Raw genomic sequence first — 15,491 nt, 5'->3', positions numbered from 1 at the left:
CCTTGTGCCTTAATGACTAGTTCAGAATTTTATTCCCTTATAAAACAGCAATTTCCATTTAAACCAACCGCAAAACAAGACATTTTACTTTTACAACTTTCAGAATTTATTTTTAAAGATACTACAGATAGCGTTTTTTTATTAAAAGGTTACGCCGGTACAGGAAAAACAACAATTATAGGTACTATTGTAACTAATTTATGGAAAGCAAAAAAAAGTGCAGTCTTAATGGCTCCAACAGGTAGAGCAGCAAAAGTGATATCTAATTACTCAAAAAAAGAAGCCTTTACAATTCATAAAAAAATATATTTTCCTAAAAAAAATAAAGGTGGTGGCGTTAATTTTGTTTTACAACCAAACAAACATAAAAACACCATATTTATTGTAGACGAAGCGTCTATGATACCAGACACACCAAACGACTCAAAATTATATGCTAACGGGTCTTTGTTAGACGATTTAATGCAGTATGTATACCAAGGACATAAATGTAAGTTACTTTTAATTGGTGATACAGCACAGTTGCCTCCAGTAAAGTTAGATTTAAGTCCAGCTTTAAATGAAAACACACTAAATCTAAACTATAACAAATCTGTTACAAAAATGGAGTTAGATGAAGTTACACGTCAAGGTTTAGATTCTGGGATCTTAGAAAATGCAACTTTATTAAGAGAAGCGCTAGCAGACGAGTTTTTTGAAAGTTTTAAATTTAATTTAAAACCTTTTAAAGATATAGTTAGGTTAGTTGATGGTTATGAGATAATGGATGCCATAAACGATGCTTACAGCACTTTAGGGTATGAAGAAACTAGCATTATTGTTAGAAGTAATAAACGTGCTAATTTATATAATCAACAAATTAGAAGCCGAATTCTATTTAGTGAAAACGAACTTGCTGCAGGAGATTATCTAATGGTAGTTAAAAACAATTATTTTTGGATAAAGCCAAATACCGAAGCAGGTTTTATAGCTAACGGAGATATTATTGAAGTCTTAGAAATCTTCAGTTTTAAAGAATTATATGGTTTTAAATTTGCAGAAGTAAAAGTAAAAATGGTAGATTACCCAAAAATGAAACCTTTTGAAACCGTTTTACTTTTAGATACGATAACTGCCGAAACACCATCTTTATCTTATGAAGAATCAAATAAACTTTATGAAGAAGTACAAAAAGATTATGAAGATGAAACGAGTAACTATAAAAAGTTCCTAAAAATCAAGAATAACCCACATTTTAATGCTCTTCAAGTTAAGTTTTCTTACGCCATTACTTGCCATAAATCGCAAGGAGGACAATGGAACACTGTTTTTGTAGAACAACCTTATCTACCAAATGGGATTGATCGCGATTACCTACGTTGGCTATACACAGCAGTAACCAGAGCTAAAGAAAAACTGTATTTAATAGGTTTTAAAGACGAATTTTTCGAAGAAAATTAAAGCAATACCTACCAATAATTAACATTAATAGACTATTTTTGAATAGTAATTTTTCAAAATAAAATATGAAAATCATTGCCATGATACCAGCACGTTACAGTGCTTCTCGTTTTCCCGGTAAACTTATGCAAGACCTTAACGGAAAACCAGTAATTACACGTACCTATGAAGCTACAGTTAACACCAATTTGTTTGACGATGTGTTAGTTGTAACAGATAGTCAAATTATTTATGACGAAATAAAACATATTGATGGTAATGTTATGATGAGTAAAAAAGAACATCAATGTGGAAGTGATAGGATAGCAGAAGCGGTAGAAAATTTAGATGTAGATATAGTAGTTAACGTACAAGGAGACGAGCCTTTTACAGAAGTTGATTCCTTGAAAAAATTAATAAATGTTTTTAAAAACGATCCAAATAAAGAAATAGATTTAGCGTCTTTAATGGTACATATTAAAGATAAAGAAGAAATTAAAAATCCTAATACTGTAAAAGTAGTTTTAGACAAAAATAACCTAGCGCTTTATTTTTCAAGAAGTCCAATTCCTTATCCTAGAGATGAAAATGTTAACGTAAAATACTACAAACACAAAGGTGTTTATGCATTTAGAAAACAAGCGTTATTAGATTTTTATCATTTTCCTATGTTAACACTAGAAGCATCAGAAAAACTAGAACAACTAAGATATTTAGAATACGGAAAAAAAATTAAAATGGTCGAAACTAATGTACAAGGAGTAGAAATTGATACACCAGAAGACCTTGAACGTGCAAAAAAGCTATGGAAATAAATTACAACAACATAAAAGTAATTGGTTTTGACGCAGATGATACGCTTTGGGTTAACGAAACCTATTTTAGAGATGCAGAACAAGAGTTTGCAAAGCTTTTAAGCCAGTTTGAAACACCTAATAAAATAGACCAAGAACTATTTAAAATGGAAATGAAAAATCTTCCTGTTTATGGTTATGGTGTAAAAGGTTTTGTATTATCTATGGTCGAAATGGCTATAGAATTATCAAATGGAACAGTCTCTAATAAAGTCATGTCAAAAATATTAGAGATAGGAAAAGATATGATTAATAAAGATGTAGAGCTTTTAGATGGCGTAGAAGAAGTTTTGCAAAAACTTTCATCTAAATACAAATTAATTGTTGCTACAAAAGGCGATTTATTAGATCAAGAACGTAAACTTGAAAAATCTGGATTGTTAGATTATTTTCATCATATCGAAGTATTAAGTGATAAAAAAGAAGCAAATTATTCTAAATTATTAAATCACTTAGATATTAATCCAACCGAATTTTTAATGGTAGGAAACTCTTTAAAATCAGATATATTACCGTTAATTAATATAAAATCAAAAGCTATTCATGTCCCATTTCATACCACTTGGGCTCATGAAGAAGTTAATGTAAATAAAAATCAATCAGAGCAATATCATACCGTTAATAGTTTGTTAGAATTGCCTGAGTTGTTAAATTAGTTTATAAAAAAACTATATTTTTGAAACAGAAATAAGTCAATGAGTTATAAAAATTTTCCAATGGTGTCCAAAATTGTATTTGGACGTGGTAGTTTCAGTCAGCTAGGCGAAATCTTAGAGCCTAAACGTTTAAATAGAAACGCACCATTTATATATTTTGTAGACGATGTCTTTAAAGGTAATGCATGGTTAACATCTCGCATTCCATTAGCTTATGATGATAAAATCATTTACGTCTCAGCAGATGAAGAGCCAAAGACAACCCAAATAGACCAGTTGGTAGAGCAAATCATTTTAGATTATAAAGAACGTCCATCTGGTATTATTGGTATTGGTGGCGGTTGTATAATGGATGTTGCCAAAGCTGTTGCAATTATGCTTAATAATGATGGCGAATCTAAAGATTATCAAGGTTGGGATTTAGTTAAAAATCCTGCTGTATATCATGTTGGTGTACCAACAATTTCTGGTACAGGAGCAGAAGTATCAAGAACTACAATTTTAACAGGACCAGAACGAAAATTAGGAATTAATAGCGATTTTACGCCATTTGATCAAGTCGTATTAGATCCAGAATTGACTAAAGATGTCCCTAAAGATCAATGGTTTTATACAGGAATGGATTGTTACGTTCATTGTATAGAATCTTTAAACGGAACGTATTTAAATGCCTTTAGTAAAACCTATGGTGAAAAAGCATTTGAATTGTGTAAAGAAATTTTCTTAGAAGATAACTTATCAGAAGAAGAGTCTCAAGATAAACTAATGATGGCAAGCTGGCATGGCGGTATGAGTATAGCATATTCTCAAGTTGGAGTAGCGCATGCAATGAGTTATGGTTTAGGATATCTTTTAGGGGTTAAACATGGTATTGGTAACTGCATAGTTTTTGACCACTTAGAAGAATATTACCCAGAAGGTGTTAAGCTTTTTAAACAAATGAAAGAAAAGCACGACATACAATTACCTCAAGGCATTTGTGCTAACTTAACGGATAAAGAATTTGATACCATGATTAATGTAGCTTTAAGTTTAGAACCATTGTGGGAAAATGCAATTGGTAAAAACTGGAAAAAGAAAATTACTCCAGAAGTTTTAAAGGCATTATATCAAAAAATGTAAAATGCGTTGGTTAGCCAAGTTTATTTATTTTAAAATCTTAGGTTGGAAAGTTGTTGGTAATACCAATTTCTCAAAAGATACCGTAAAAAAAGCAGTTCTTATTTCTGCGCCACATACAAGTAATTTTGATTTTATAATTGGTCTACTTTTAAGAAAAGTAGTAGATATAAAATCTAATTATTTAGGTAAAAAAGAACTATTTGTTTGGCCATTAGGCTACTACTTTAAAGCTGTAGGCGGCGTTCCTGTTGATAGAAAAAACAAAGAAAACAAAGTAGATACAATTGCTAAACTTTTTGAAGATAAAGAGGAGTTTAGGTTAACTCTAGCACCAGAAGGAACAAGAAGTAAAGTAGAGCAGTGGCGAACAGGTTTTTACTACATTGCTAAAAAAGCTAATGTACCTATTATTATGTTTACATTAGATTTTGGAAACAAACAAAATAAAATTTCAGAACCATTTTATCCAACAGATAATATAGAAGAAGATTTTAAATATATGAAGTCTTTTTTTAAAGGAGTTAAAGGGAAAATTAGTAAAAACTCCTAATCTAATTCGTTAACAATGAAAAGTTTGGCATTGCATTTGCATTAGTTTAAATGTAGTTGCTAATGAAACATAAAGTAAACTTCCTAAGTCCCTAAAAAGAAACATTAAATAACTACAATCTACCATAATCAAGCGCTTTCAATTAAATAGTTGAAGGCGCTTTTTTTGTTAAAAAATGTTAATGTGTGATTTTTTTAAAACCGGGTTGATTAATACTTCGTAGGTATAATCGTATTAACAAAAACAACAAATAATTATGAAAACTCAAAAAACAATTAAATTTTTAAGCCTTTTAGCAATTACTTCATTTGCATTAACTTCTTGTAGTGATGACGATGACAACGGAATGGATATGCCTATGGCAGAAGTTTCAACTAAAATTTATACATCAAATAATGCCAATGGTAATATTGATGAAATTGATGTGTCAGATATGTCAAATGTAGAATCTAAAACTTTAATTACAGTAAGTACAGCTGCAGATGGTGTGTACTACGATTCAGATTCTGATGCAGTTTTTCAAGCATCAAGATCAAATCTTTCTTTAGAAGGTTTTTCTAACGTAAGTATGATTACTTCAGGTACAACGGTTTCTGTAGATTTTTCTGGACCATCAGATATGACAAGTCCAAGAGAAGTTGCTGTTAATGGTAATTTTTATGTTGTGGCAGATAATAGTGATGTAGATGGTGATACAAATACACCTGATGGTAGACTGTTTATTTATCAAAAGTCAGGTAGTAATTTCACTTTAAGAAATACAATTACTACTAATTTTAAATTATGGGGAATAACATTTGCTGGTTCAGATTTATATGCAATTGTAGATGTTACAGACCAATTAGCTGTGTTTAATAACTTTTTGTCAAATACTACAGATGCTACAGTTATGGCTACAAAAACAATTTCAGTAGAAGGAATTGTAAGAACGCATGGTTTAGCTTATGATATGGATAGTGATGTTATGGTATTAACTGATATTGGTGTTGCTAGTGGTACACCAACTAGTGCATCAGATGGTGGATTTCATGTAATTTCAAACTTCTCTAATAAATTTAATAGTACAAGTAACGGTGGTACGTTAGCAATGTCTAGTCAAGTAAGAGTAGCAGGATCTAACACAATGTTAGGTAACCCAGTAGATGTTGCATACGATAGTATGACCGAAACAGTATATATTGCAGAAGCTGCAAATGGTAAGATTTTAGCCTTCAATAATATTTCTTCTGGAGGTAACCTTACACCGGTTTTAGATTATAATTTAGCGTCAGCTTCTGCGGTTTATCTTTCTAAGCAATAATTAATGGTTGATAATTGATTTGATTTGAAAGAAAAAAGGCTATTCAATTTTGAATAGCCTTTTTGTTTTTATAATTAAGGAAGATTATTAATCTGTTGTTTCTTCCATGGTATGATATACGTTTTGTACATCATCATCTTCTTCTATTTTTTCTAAAAGTTTTTCTACATCTGCAGCTTCTTCTTCAGTTAACTTTTTAGTGACTTGTGGTATACGTTCAAAACCTGAAGATAAAATTTCAATTTCACGACGTTCAAGTTCTGCTTGTATTGCTCCAAAACTTTCAAAAGGTGCGTAGATTAATATACCATCATCATCTACAAAGACTTCTTCTGCACCAAAATCTATTAACTCTAATTCTAATTCTTCTGGATCTAATCCTTCAGCATTAATTCTGAAATTACATGTATGATCAAACATAAACACAACCGATCCTGATGTACCTAAACTTCCGTCACATTTATTAAAATAACTACGGATATTTGCTACAGTACGTGTATTGTTATCTGTTGCTGTTTCTACTAAAACTGCAATTCCGTGTGGTGCATAACCTTCAAAAACAACTTCTTTATAATCGCCTTGATTTTTATCACTAGCACGTTTTATAGCACGTTCTATATTGTCTTTTGGCATGTTTACAGACTTAGCGTTTTGTATAACCGCTCTAAGTCTTGAGTTACTATCGGGATCTGGTCCACCTTCTTTAACAGCCATTACGATATCTTTTCCTATACGTGTAAAGGCTTTACTCATTGCGGCCCAACGTTTCATTTTTCGTGCTTTTCTAAATTCAAAAGCTCTTCCCATAGATTTATGTTATTTAGGTCTTCTTAAAAAGAAGGTTGTTAGTAATTTTTTTAACGATTGCAAATTTATAAAAAAGTAAAGATAATTAGTCCTTCGGAATGTGTCTCTCTAAAAATTTTTCTTTAGCCGAATCTAATTTTCCTAAAACGTTTTGTCTTTCTGTATTTAAAGACGCGTTTACTTTGTTATATTCTTTAGCTGCTTTATTGATTTCTTTTACTTTATCGTTGTAAGCATCTATTTGTTTTTTTGTACGTTTTCTCTCAGGTGTTTTTTCTAAAGTTTCTTTAATGTTATTCATGTTGTCTTCTAAAATTAAAAAGTCAACAATAACAGGAATTTGGTTTTCGGCTTCATCAATTAAATAATTAAAAGTTGTTTTAGTAGCCAAAATAAGTGCTTTATCATTTTTGTAACCTTCCGCAGTTTTTAAAATTTCTATACCTTCTTTAGCCGAAGATGCTAACGCATTTGCGTTTTGTTGTATGCCGTTTACATCATTATTTTCTACAGCGTCCCAAAGATAAATTTCGTTTATAAACACTTTAAAAAACACTAAGTACATATCGTTGTAGTGTTTAAAAACTTGGTTAGATATTTCCATTTTTTTACCTAAGTCGCTTTCACTTTCTTGTATTTCGATATTATGTTTTGCTGCAAAAGCATAAAGATTTGTTTCATATTCTGCTTGCGATTCAGCCATTTTTTTGTTTGCTAATCTTTGTGCTAAAATATAAGCTTCCATCATGTCATAAGATTGTTCTGCAACTGCTTTCATGTCTATGATTTCGGCATATTCATGCTTTAAAAGTTTTTCATTTAATCTTAGGTGTTTTAATACTTGATTTTTGTAGTCATCACCATCAAAACCATCGGCTTTTTCAATTTTACTAATGGTTCTTTCAACAGATTTTATTAGGTTTTCTCTTTTAGCATTAATGCTTCGGTCACTTTTACTGTGTGCAAGTGCTTTGGTGTATTTCCACATATTTTTGGTTACCACTTCTTGTTCTTTTCCTAAAAAATCTAGGTAATCTACTGCGTGATCAAAACTTTGAGCAATGGTAAAAAAGGGTAATGTTAAAGCGATTAAAAGGGTTAGTTGTTTTAGGTGTTTCATTTTAAAAATTATTAATTAAGTCTTTAATTATGTAATAAGATTCGTTAATGTAAATATCGTTGGTTAACTCTTCTAAATAGTCTTCGTTTTCACTTTTATCTTCTGGATTAAAAGTTAAAACTTCTTCGGTAGCTTCTGTATTTGTAATAAGTAGAGGAAAGGGTACTTTGTTAGTTTTAAAAATAGAGTCTATTAAATTTATCTTTTGTTTTCGGCTATTATCTATAGCTTTTAGGGACAACTTGTAAGGTTCTCCTTTTTCAAAAATACTTTGTTTTAGCTTACTATTTTTATCTAAAATTGAATTAAAAACTAACTGGTTTTCTGTTCTAGATTTACTTTTTTCAACAAGTGTTTTTACATCTATTGCAGCAAACGGTTTGTGAGGTAATTTAACTGTTGCTGTTTGATTTTTTATAGCGAATTGGTAGTTTGATTCGTAACTTTTTAAATCGTCATAAATTGAAGGTAATTTAACATCTGGAATCACACCTTGCGCTTGAAGACTTTTACCCGTCACTCTAAAAAAGGTTTCAACGGTAATTTTGCAAAACCCTAAGTCTTCTTTTATGCTTACAGGCATAATAGTTTGTGCTGTAGATTTACCATGCGTTTTAGAACCAACAATTACAGCACGATTGTAATCTTGCATTGTACTTGCAAAAAACTCTGAAGCAGAAGCGCTATAACTGTTTACTAAAATTAGTAAAGGTTTACTATATAGTGTACCACGTTTTGTGTCTTTTAACGTGTAACTTTGACCATTTTTATATTTTATAATCGAAACTGGTCCGCGATCTATAAACATGCCGCAAAGCTCTATTGCTTCTTGCATTGATCCGCCACCGTTAAATCTTAAATCTATAACTAAACCTTCAATATTTTCTTTTTGAAGTTTGTATAATTCTTTAGCAAAATCTAAGGAAACACCTCTTCCGTTTGGCGACTCTTCATTGGTATAAAAGCTTGGTATTTGTATGTATCCAACGTTAGTTTCTTCTTGAGAAAGCACGTAGCCAATTATAGCATTGTCTTCAACTTTTATCTTACTTTTCTTTAGTTTTATATCAAAAGTACCACCGTTAGATTTTTTTATTTTGAAAGTCATTTCGTCATAACTTTCATTAGTCATATAAGCTTGAACATCTTTATTAGAGACACAAAAGGTTTCTAGCGTATTGTTGTTTGCTGTAAGTGATAAAATAACATCATCTGCTTCAATATTTCCGTTTATAAATGCTGAGCTACCTGGTATGACGTGTGCAACGGTAATTTGTCCGTCGTCATTTTTATCTGTAATTAAACCAAAAGACAGTTGATTGCTTGATAAACCGTCTTCAAAAATGGTTTTGTCTGTATTACTTAAGAAGATAGAATGCGGATCTTGATAATTTAAATAAGCGTTTAAAAACTGATTATTTACGTAGTTATCAAACCCATTGGTTTTATTTAAAAACTCTGTTAAGACACAGATTTCGTTATCAATAATTTTTGGTTTTAATTCTTTTTCTAGAGTATCAAATTTTGAAGTAATCTCTTCTAAATCTTCATTTTGATCTAACAATCGGCTAATAACTTTATAGGCTATTTTTTTCTCTAAAGCATTATTTAATTCGGCTTCATCTTTAAAATAGGTGTAATATTCTTCAGGTGTATATCTTAGTGAATAGTGGCTATTGTAATTTAAATCTTTACTTTTTAAGGTTTCTAAATAAGCAATACTTTGGTTTATTCTTTTTTGAAGGATATCACTGTATTTAGTTACAAAAGCACAATTTTGATTTAGTAGATAATCGTCTATTTCTAATTCATCTTTGTTTAAAGTGCTTAAATCTTCTTCTAAAAAATACTCTTTATCTTCGTCTAGCAAGTCTAAAAACAAATGATAAACACCTTTAGATAAAGAATCGTTTAAAATTTTAGGCTCGTAATGATTTTCAAATACTTGTTTTTGTAATGCTACAAGTTTATCACAAAACGCATCATTTTGTTGAGAAAATGCTGAGAAAGAGATAATAAAAAGCAGTACAGCAAAGGTCTGTTTTGCCATAGGTTAAATTGTAATTATTGATTTGTGTGAGCTGTTATTCTTCGTCTTCTTCGACAATAGATTCTATAGCTTGTGCTAATTTAAAATCTTTTTCGGTAACACCACCAGCATCATGTGTTGATAACGAAATACTTAAGTTATTATAAACATTTGTCCAATCTGGATGATGGTTTAATGCTTCGCACTCAAAAGCTATGCGGCTCATGGCACTAAAGCAATCTTTAAAGTTTTCAAATTCAAATTCGGCATGTATTGCGTTATCGTAATATTCCCATTCTGGTAGTCTTAATAGGCGAGTTTCGATATCGCTTTCAGATAATTTTTCCATAATTAAGTTTTATGTCTTAAAAGTAAGAAATTTAAACTTCTAATTCGGATAAAATATCTTGACTTAAAATTTGAAGGTGTTTTGGTAGTTTATTTTCTTTTGGTAATACTGCTAGATAACGGTCTTCATTTGTAGTGTAAACGCGTTTAAATAACGGATTATGATAGCCAAGTGAAGCAATTATTTCTTTAAAAAAGTCGTCATGATGTACTAAATCTTGACTTCCAAGATGAAAAATCCCTGATTTATTTCGATTAATGATATAATGAATTTGCTGAGTCACCTTGCTATCATTGGTCACATTCATTATCAAGTTAGGAAACACTTCAATTGGTAGTTTTTCTCTTAAATGAAGCTTTGTTTCTTTAATTCTAGGAGATTGCACACCAAACACCATAGGTAGTCTTAAAATACCTACTTTGCTTTTAGGAATCCTAAGTAGCATGTTTTCAATTTTAATTTTGAAATGTCCGTACATGCTGTGACTTAAGGTTTTGTCAAACTCGTAACTTGGAAATTGACTGTAAGCATCAAATACATTTGCAGAAGATAAAAACAACAATTTACAAGGTTTATGGACAACGTAATCTACCAAATGTTGATGCGCTATAACCTGAGCAGAAAAGTTTCCGCGAAGCGCAGAGATAATTATTGTTGGTTTTACAATATCTAAGATTTCAAAAACATCGTCTTCTTCTATATTATACTGAAAAAAGTGATGGTTTTTTTCGTAAGCATATTTATCGGTACAATACGTACCAAAAGTATTGTAATATGCATATAACTCTTTGTAAATGGCTTGTCCTAAAAAACCACTTGCGCCAAGTATTAATATACGATGTTTGTTATCTTGTTGAGGCTTCATTAATCTACTTCATTTCAAATAAAATGCCAGAAAAAGCATGTCAAAATAAACAAACTATTTATTACGACAGACTTAAACTGACATTAATGTTTTGTTATCTAAAAATTATCCTTTGTAAAAAGGTAATTTTACTACTGTTGCAGGTACAGCATTTTTACGAATTTGGATATTAATTTTACTTCCAAAATCACTAAAAATAGGAGAGACGTAACCTAGTCCAATTCCCTTTTTTAAAGAAGGAGACATCGTACCAGATGTTACTTTACCTATTGCATTACCTTGACCATCTACAATATCATAACCACTTCTTGGAATACCTTTTTCATCTAATTCAAAAGCAACAAGTTTTCTTTTTAAAACGCGTTTTTTCTCTTCAGCAAGATTTTCTGAATTAGTAAACGTTTTTGTAAACTTTGTAATCCAGCCTAATCCAGCTTCAAAAGGCGATGTTGTATCATCAATGTCATTTCCGTAAAGGCAATAACCCATTTCTAGTCTTAAAGTGTCTCTTGCAGCTAATCCAATTGGTTTTGCGCCAGCTTCTGTAACTTTATCCCAGATTTGTTTTACTTCGTTGTTTTTACAGTAAATTTCAAATCCGCCACTTCCGGTATAACCAGTTGCAGAGATGATTACGTGATCAATACCAGCAAAGTCACCAACTACAAAGTTGTAAAATTTAATATCTGCTAAATCGTGACTTGATAAAGCTTGCATTTTTTCGACAGCATTTGGACCTTGAATAGCTAATAAAGAATAATCTTCAGATAGATCGCGCATAGTAGCACCAAAGGTGTTTTTAGAGCTAATCCAATTCCAATCTTTTTCAATATTACTTGCATTAACAACTAATAAGTAAGTGTCTTCTTTTACACGATAAACAATTAAATCGTCAACAATTCCGCCATCATCATTTGGTAAGCAAGAATATTGTGCTTTACCAATAGTTAATTTTGAAGCATCGTTAGTCGTGACACTTTGTATAAGGTCTAACGCGTGTTCTCCTTCAATTAAAAACTCACCCATATGGCTAACATCAAACACGCCACAATCTGTTCTTACAGCTTCGTGTTCTATGTTTACACCTTCGTATTGAACAGGCATATTATAGCCTGCAAAAGGTACCATTTTTGCACCAAGTGCGATGTGAGTTTCGGTTAATGCAGTATTTTTCATTTTTGTAATATTTTTTGTTTCCGTCAAGCGGAATGCTTTAGTTTTTAGTGTCACAAAAGTATTGAAAATTATTGAGTACGCATTGATGATTTATAGAAGAAATAGGAGAACTATTTTTCGTTTTTACGCAAAATTTTAAGGATGCGACTGTACATGATTTCAGAAAGATTCCAGTTGTAGCCTCTAAAATTGGTTGTATTTGTAAACTGAATAACAACAGTATCGATATCTTGATGATATTTAGAAATACTTTGATAACCAGGGACTAAGCCTGTATGTTCATATTTATAAATTGAGGAATAAATATCTTGTTCTTCTTTATTTTTAAATACCGATCCATCATTTAACGCTCTTAAAAATTCACCCAAATCTTCTGCTGTTGCAAGCATACCAACATCTTCGGTTTTTAAATCTAAACTGTAACCCACATGATAACCGCTCATAACATTATTTAAATCAACATCGCGTACAGAAGCAAAGGTGTTATTAAGGTTTAATGGTTTTAATATATGCTGGTTTATGTAATCAAACTTAGGTTTTTCGGTAACTTTTTCAATAAGTTCTGTTAGTAGTAGGTAGTTGGTGTTACTGTATTCGTAATCTGTATTTGGTTTAAAACTAGCAGGTAAATCTAAAACAATTTTAAGGTTTTCTTCATTTGTATATTTTGGATTTGCCCAATAATTATTAAAATTTGTGTAGTTAGGTATTCCGCTTCTATGCTGTACCATCATTTTTATAGTTATGGTATTAGCGTATTCAATTCTACCAACTAACTCAGGAAAATAATCGGCTAACGTTTTATTTAAATCAATCTTTTTGTCATAAACTAATTTAGCAATACAAACCGATGTGTACAATTTATCATTACTAGCAATTTTAAATAGAGCATCAGGTTTTGCAGTAATTTTATTTTCTGTATTGTGATAACCAGAAGTAAAAAATTGAGGTGATTTTCCTGCTTGATCTACATAAACAATTATACCATCAAAACCGTAATCTGAAGCTTGATTTACTTGTTCTTGAATAGTATTTGGCAAAGGTTTTATCCAAGCAGTTACAATTGGCCAAGGGACAAAGTAGAGTGAAATTACAGTGCTTAAAAGCAGAACAATCCTTAGGATTAATTTTGGTTTATTTTTCATTGGTTGAAATTAAAAGTTGAAGCAAACTTATTTCTAATTTGAAAAATACTAAATATTATATCACCGAATTGTAGAAGTTAAATGATGAATTGTTATTTCAATAAATTTTAAAATTATAACTTTTCCCAAAAGTGAGTACCTTTAAAAATGCCAAATTTGCCATCAATTTGTAAAGTCTTACTATCTAATAATGTTAGCGTAGCTTTAACAGTTACTTTCTTTTTTGGTAAATAAATTGTACCACAGCAATAATTTTTGTTGGTTTTTTTTACAAAGTTTTTCATGATAACAACATCTTTTTCTTTATTTTTGATAGCCTTATCATCTTTAGGGTTTTCTGCACTAATTAACTCGCCAAAAAATTCACCTTTGTTTTTATAAATCAATATTACTACTTTATTTTCTTCATCTTTCCATTTGCCTTCTATAGAGTTATCAGATTTAAAGGATAACATTAAAAAGCACAAAATAGCAGTTAAAACAGAGAGTGAAATGTATTTCCATCGCATAGAAATAGGTTTGTAAGTTCCAAATCGTTTTTCTTGAATTTTGTCATATTCTTTAACATAATCTGGATGTTCTGTTTTCATTAATCTATCCCAAATTCTAAAATACAATCCGTAATTTCCTTTAAATTTTGAATGATGAATGTTATGATGAGTTGATGTGTTTAAAATTTCAAATAAAAATGAATGCCTAAACCATTTTGGAGTAATTTCATAGCCTAAATGTCCGTAAACATTAATAGTAAATCCTAAAAAAACGAATGTAAATATCGCAATAGGATGTAACGGTAGTAAGATAAAAATTATTGGAGCGATTAATGCTTCTATAATACTTTCAAATAAATGAAAAGAATATGATGCCCAAGGTGATGGGTTAATAGATTTATGATGTATTAAATGTATTTTTTTGTAGAGTTTGGGTTTGTGCATTAATCTATGCATCCAATAAAAATAGGTGTCATGTAAAATTAATGCGATTATAATACTTAATGGAATCCACCAAATGCTAAAATCGTTAACATTTGTGTACAGATTTGTAAATTTTACTAAAGGTGTTTTAAGCATTAACAAACCTATTAAAGTAATAATAATGGTAGATTGTGTAGAGTATAGTATTTCTCTAATAACATCTTTTTTCTTCATAATTCTAGATTGAATTTTATTGTTTACAAATTGCTTATTAAATAACTTGTAAAACACAATATAAGCTAATCCAGCTATTGAAAAATATCTTACAAAAGCGATTAAAAAATAAATTAAATACTCTTTCATTTTTAAAAAAATTAAGCTCTGATTTTAAATAAAAACCAGAGCATACAAATATTTTTTAGTTTAAATCAATAGTGTAAGTCAAGCCATTAATAATTATTGTTATGCTTCCGTTACCATTAAACACCATATTACCAGTGTAAGAATAGGTGTTGTTTAAATTAGTATAACTAAAAGTGAAATTTCCAGTTCCAGATGTAATTTGATAGCTTGTACTATCAATTAAAACATTAGTAAGATCTAAATTTAAAGTTGATGTTAGATTTCTTGTATTTAAAACTGTTGTTAGTTGTTGACTTCCGTCTCTTGTAAAATTTCCGTTTAAAGTCAAATAACTATCTAAAGGAGATAAACCAGCTATGGTAACATTTAAATCTGAATTATCATTAGAATCGATACGTACAGAATCATAATTTCCTGTTGAAATAGCATTAAAGCTTACAGATTCAGGAATGTTGTATGTATCACAAAATAATTCGTAATTCCAAGCTACATCATAATCTGCAGTCACTAAATCACCAGAATAATCAAAAGGATACGACGATTGGTATAAAGTACCACAAACGTCATTGTTAACAATATCTGTAAGTAATTCTTCTACAAAAGATTGAATAAGTTCATTTAATCCTCCTGTTTCTTCATCTAAAGTATCGTCAATAATGTCTACAGCTTCTTCTTCAGAAATTGTAGTGTCTTCAACTGATTCATTGTCATCAGAACAAGATGATAAAAAAAGTGTTATTAATGCTATGAATAACAACGCTGTAATAGATTTTAAATTTTTCATATCAATTATTTTATGGTTAATAATGATACAAATCTATA

The 15,491-nt window shown here is 30.2% G+C and carries 15 protein-coding genes; 6 read left to right on the top strand and 9 right to left on the bottom strand.

What is annotated here, in order from left to right; genetic code table 11:
- Nucleotides 1–12 precede the first annotated feature (12 nt).
- The 6 genes from WA327_RS11355 to WA327_RS11330 all read left to right on the top strand — a co-directional run bounded on the left by WA327_RS11355 (nucleotide 13) and on the right by WA327_RS11330 (nucleotide 5,901).
- Complete coding sequence (locus WA327_RS11355; RefSeq protein WP_336069806.1) at nucleotides 13–1,440, top strand: ATP-binding domain-containing protein; 1,428 nt, start codon at nucleotides 13–15, stop codon at nucleotides 1,438–1,440.
- A 65-nt stretch (nucleotides 1,441–1,505) separates the two neighbouring features.
- Nucleotides 1,506–2,234 (top strand): 3-deoxy-manno-octulosonate cytidylyltransferase, encoded by a 729-nt coding sequence (kdsB, locus tag WA327_RS11350; protein ID WP_336069804.1) that lies wholly within the window; start codon nucleotides 1,506–1,508, stop codon nucleotides 2,232–2,234.
- Nucleotides 2,225–2,929, top strand: a complete 705-nt coding sequence (locus WA327_RS11345) for an HAD family hydrolase (protein ID WP_336069803.1) — start codon at nucleotides 2,225–2,227, stop codon at nucleotides 2,927–2,929. The genes kdsB and WA327_RS11345 overlap by 10 nt, the downstream gene beginning before the upstream one ends.
- Nucleotides 2,930–2,989: 60 nt before the next feature.
- Nucleotides 2,990–4,051: an iron-containing alcohol dehydrogenase family protein gene (locus WA327_RS11340; RefSeq protein WP_336069800.1), complete on the top strand. Its 1,062-nt coding sequence runs from the start codon at nucleotides 2,990–2,992 to the stop codon at nucleotides 4,049–4,051.
- A 1-nt stretch (nucleotide 4,052) separates the two neighbouring features.
- Nucleotides 4,053–4,601 carry a 1-acyl-sn-glycerol-3-phosphate acyltransferase gene (locus WA327_RS11335; protein ID WP_336069799.1) on the top strand — a complete coding sequence of 183 codons (549 nt, stop codon included), beginning with the start codon at nucleotides 4,053–4,055 and terminating at the stop codon, nucleotides 4,599–4,601.
- Between the two features lie 256 nt (nucleotides 4,602–4,857).
- Nucleotides 4,858–5,901 carry a hypothetical protein gene (locus tag WA327_RS11330; RefSeq protein ID WP_336069796.1) on the top strand — a complete coding sequence of 348 codons (1,044 nt, stop codon included), beginning with the start codon at nucleotides 4,858–4,860 and terminating at the stop codon, nucleotides 5,899–5,901.
- Nucleotides 5,902–5,988: 87 nt separating this feature from the next.
- Here WA327_RS11330 and WA327_RS11325 read toward each other — a convergent pair whose 3' ends face one another.
- The 9 genes from WA327_RS11325 to WA327_RS11285 all read right to left on the bottom strand — a co-directional run bounded on the left by WA327_RS11325 (nucleotide 5,989) and on the right by WA327_RS11285 (nucleotide 15,453).
- Complete coding sequence (locus tag WA327_RS11325) at nucleotides 5,989–6,708, bottom strand: YebC/PmpR family DNA-binding transcriptional regulator (RefSeq protein WP_027879089.1); 720 nt, start codon at nucleotides 6,706–6,708, stop codon at nucleotides 5,989–5,991.
- A gap of 85 nt (nucleotides 6,709–6,793) precedes the next feature.
- A complete protein-coding gene (locus WA327_RS11320; RefSeq protein ID WP_336069794.1) occupies nucleotides 6,794–7,828 on the bottom strand; it encodes a hypothetical protein in 1,035 nt (344 codons plus the stop codon).
- 1 nt (nucleotide 7,829) lies between these two features.
- Complete coding sequence (locus WA327_RS11315) at nucleotides 7,830–9,878, bottom strand: S41 family peptidase (RefSeq protein ID WP_336069793.1); 2,049 nt, start codon at nucleotides 9,876–9,878, stop codon at nucleotides 7,830–7,832.
- A gap of 34 nt (nucleotides 9,879–9,912) precedes the next feature.
- Entirely contained in the window at nucleotides 9,913–10,206 is a 294-nt protein-coding gene (locus WA327_RS11310; protein ID WP_336069792.1) for a 4a-hydroxytetrahydrobiopterin dehydratase, read from the bottom strand.
- Between the two features lie 31 nt (nucleotides 10,207–10,237).
- Nucleotides 10,238–11,071, bottom strand: a complete 834-nt coding sequence (locus WA327_RS11305; RefSeq protein WP_336069790.1) for a sugar nucleotide-binding protein — start codon at nucleotides 11,069–11,071, stop codon at nucleotides 10,238–10,240.
- Nucleotides 11,072–11,176: 105 nt separating this feature from the next.
- On the bottom strand, nucleotides 11,177–12,247 hold the full coding sequence (gcvT, locus tag WA327_RS11300; RefSeq protein WP_336069788.1) for a glycine cleavage system aminomethyltransferase GcvT: 1,071 nt from the start codon (nucleotides 12,245–12,247) through the stop codon (nucleotides 11,177–11,179).
- 110 nt (nucleotides 12,248–12,357) lie between these two features.
- The gene (locus WA327_RS11295) at nucleotides 12,358–13,392 is read right to left on the bottom strand and encodes a serine hydrolase domain-containing protein (protein ID WP_336069787.1); all 1,035 of its coding nucleotides are present in this window, start codon (nucleotides 13,390–13,392) and stop codon (nucleotides 12,358–12,360) included.
- A 113-nt stretch (nucleotides 13,393–13,505) separates the two neighbouring features.
- Complete coding sequence (locus WA327_RS11290) at nucleotides 13,506–14,669, bottom strand: sterol desaturase family protein (RefSeq protein ID WP_336069785.1); 1,164 nt, start codon at nucleotides 14,667–14,669, stop codon at nucleotides 13,506–13,508.
- A 55-nt stretch (nucleotides 14,670–14,724) separates the two neighbouring features.
- The gene (locus tag WA327_RS11285) at nucleotides 14,725–15,453 is read right to left on the bottom strand and encodes a hypothetical protein (protein WP_336069781.1); all 729 of its coding nucleotides are present in this window, start codon (nucleotides 15,451–15,453) and stop codon (nucleotides 14,725–14,727) included.
- Nucleotides 15,454–15,491 lie beyond the last annotated feature (38 nt).

The organism is Mesoflavibacter sp. CH_XMU1404-2 (genome assembly GCF_037029465.1).
GTDB lineage: Bacteria > Bacteroidota > Bacteroidia > Flavobacteriales > Flavobacteriaceae > Mesoflavibacter.
The sequence above is the reverse complement of the archived record's forward strand: the minus strand, read 5'-3'. Positions and strand labels throughout refer to the sequence as shown.

Excerpts from the sequence above, each read along its gene's own strand:
- WA327_RS11355 (WP_336069806.1), top strand. The coding sequence starts at position 13 with ATGACTAGTTCAGAATTTTATTCCCTTATAAAACAGCAATTTCCATTT.
- kdsB (WP_336069804.1), top strand. The coding sequence starts at position 1,506 with ATGAAAATCATTGCCATGATACCAGCACGTTACAGTGCTTCTCGTTTT.
- WA327_RS11345 (WP_336069803.1), top strand. The coding sequence starts at position 2,225 with ATGGAAATAAATTACAACAACATAAAAGTAATTGGTTTTGACGCAGAT.
- WA327_RS11340 (WP_336069800.1), top strand. The coding sequence starts at position 2,990 with ATGGTGTCCAAAATTGTATTTGGACGTGGTAGTTTCAGTCAGCTAGGC.
- WA327_RS11335 (WP_336069799.1), top strand. The coding sequence starts at position 4,053 with ATGCGTTGGTTAGCCAAGTTTATTTATTTTAAAATCTTAGGTTGGAAA.
- WA327_RS11330 (WP_336069796.1), top strand. The coding sequence starts at position 4,858 with ATGAAAACTCAAAAAACAATTAAATTTTTAAGCCTTTTAGCAATTACT.
- WA327_RS11325 (WP_027879089.1), bottom strand. The coding sequence starts at position 6,708 with ATGGGAAGAGCTTTTGAATTTAGAAAAGCACGAAAAATGAAACGTTGG.
- WA327_RS11320 (WP_336069794.1), bottom strand. The coding sequence starts at position 7,828 with ATGAAACACCTAAAACAACTAACCCTTTTAATCGCTTTAACATTACCC.
- WA327_RS11315 (WP_336069793.1), bottom strand. The coding sequence starts at position 9,878 with ATGGCAAAACAGACCTTTGCTGTACTGCTTTTTATTATCTCTTTCTCA.
- WA327_RS11310 (WP_336069792.1), bottom strand. The coding sequence starts at position 10,206 with ATGGAAAAATTATCTGAAAGCGATATCGAAACTCGCCTATTAAGACTA.
- WA327_RS11305 (WP_336069790.1), bottom strand. The coding sequence starts at position 11,071 with ATGAAGCCTCAACAAGATAACAAACATCGTATATTAATACTTGGCGCA.
- gcvT (WP_336069788.1), bottom strand. The coding sequence starts at position 12,247 with ATGAAAAATACTGCATTAACCGAAACTCACATCGCACTTGGTGCAAAA.
- WA327_RS11295 (WP_336069787.1), bottom strand. The coding sequence starts at position 13,392 with ATGAAAAATAAACCAAAATTAATCCTAAGGATTGTTCTGCTTTTAAGC.
- WA327_RS11290 (WP_336069785.1), bottom strand. The coding sequence starts at position 14,669 with ATGAAAGAGTATTTAATTTATTTTTTAATCGCTTTTGTAAGATATTTT.
- WA327_RS11285 (WP_336069781.1), bottom strand. The coding sequence starts at position 15,453 with ATGAAAAATTTAAAATCTATTACAGCGTTGTTATTCATAGCATTAATA.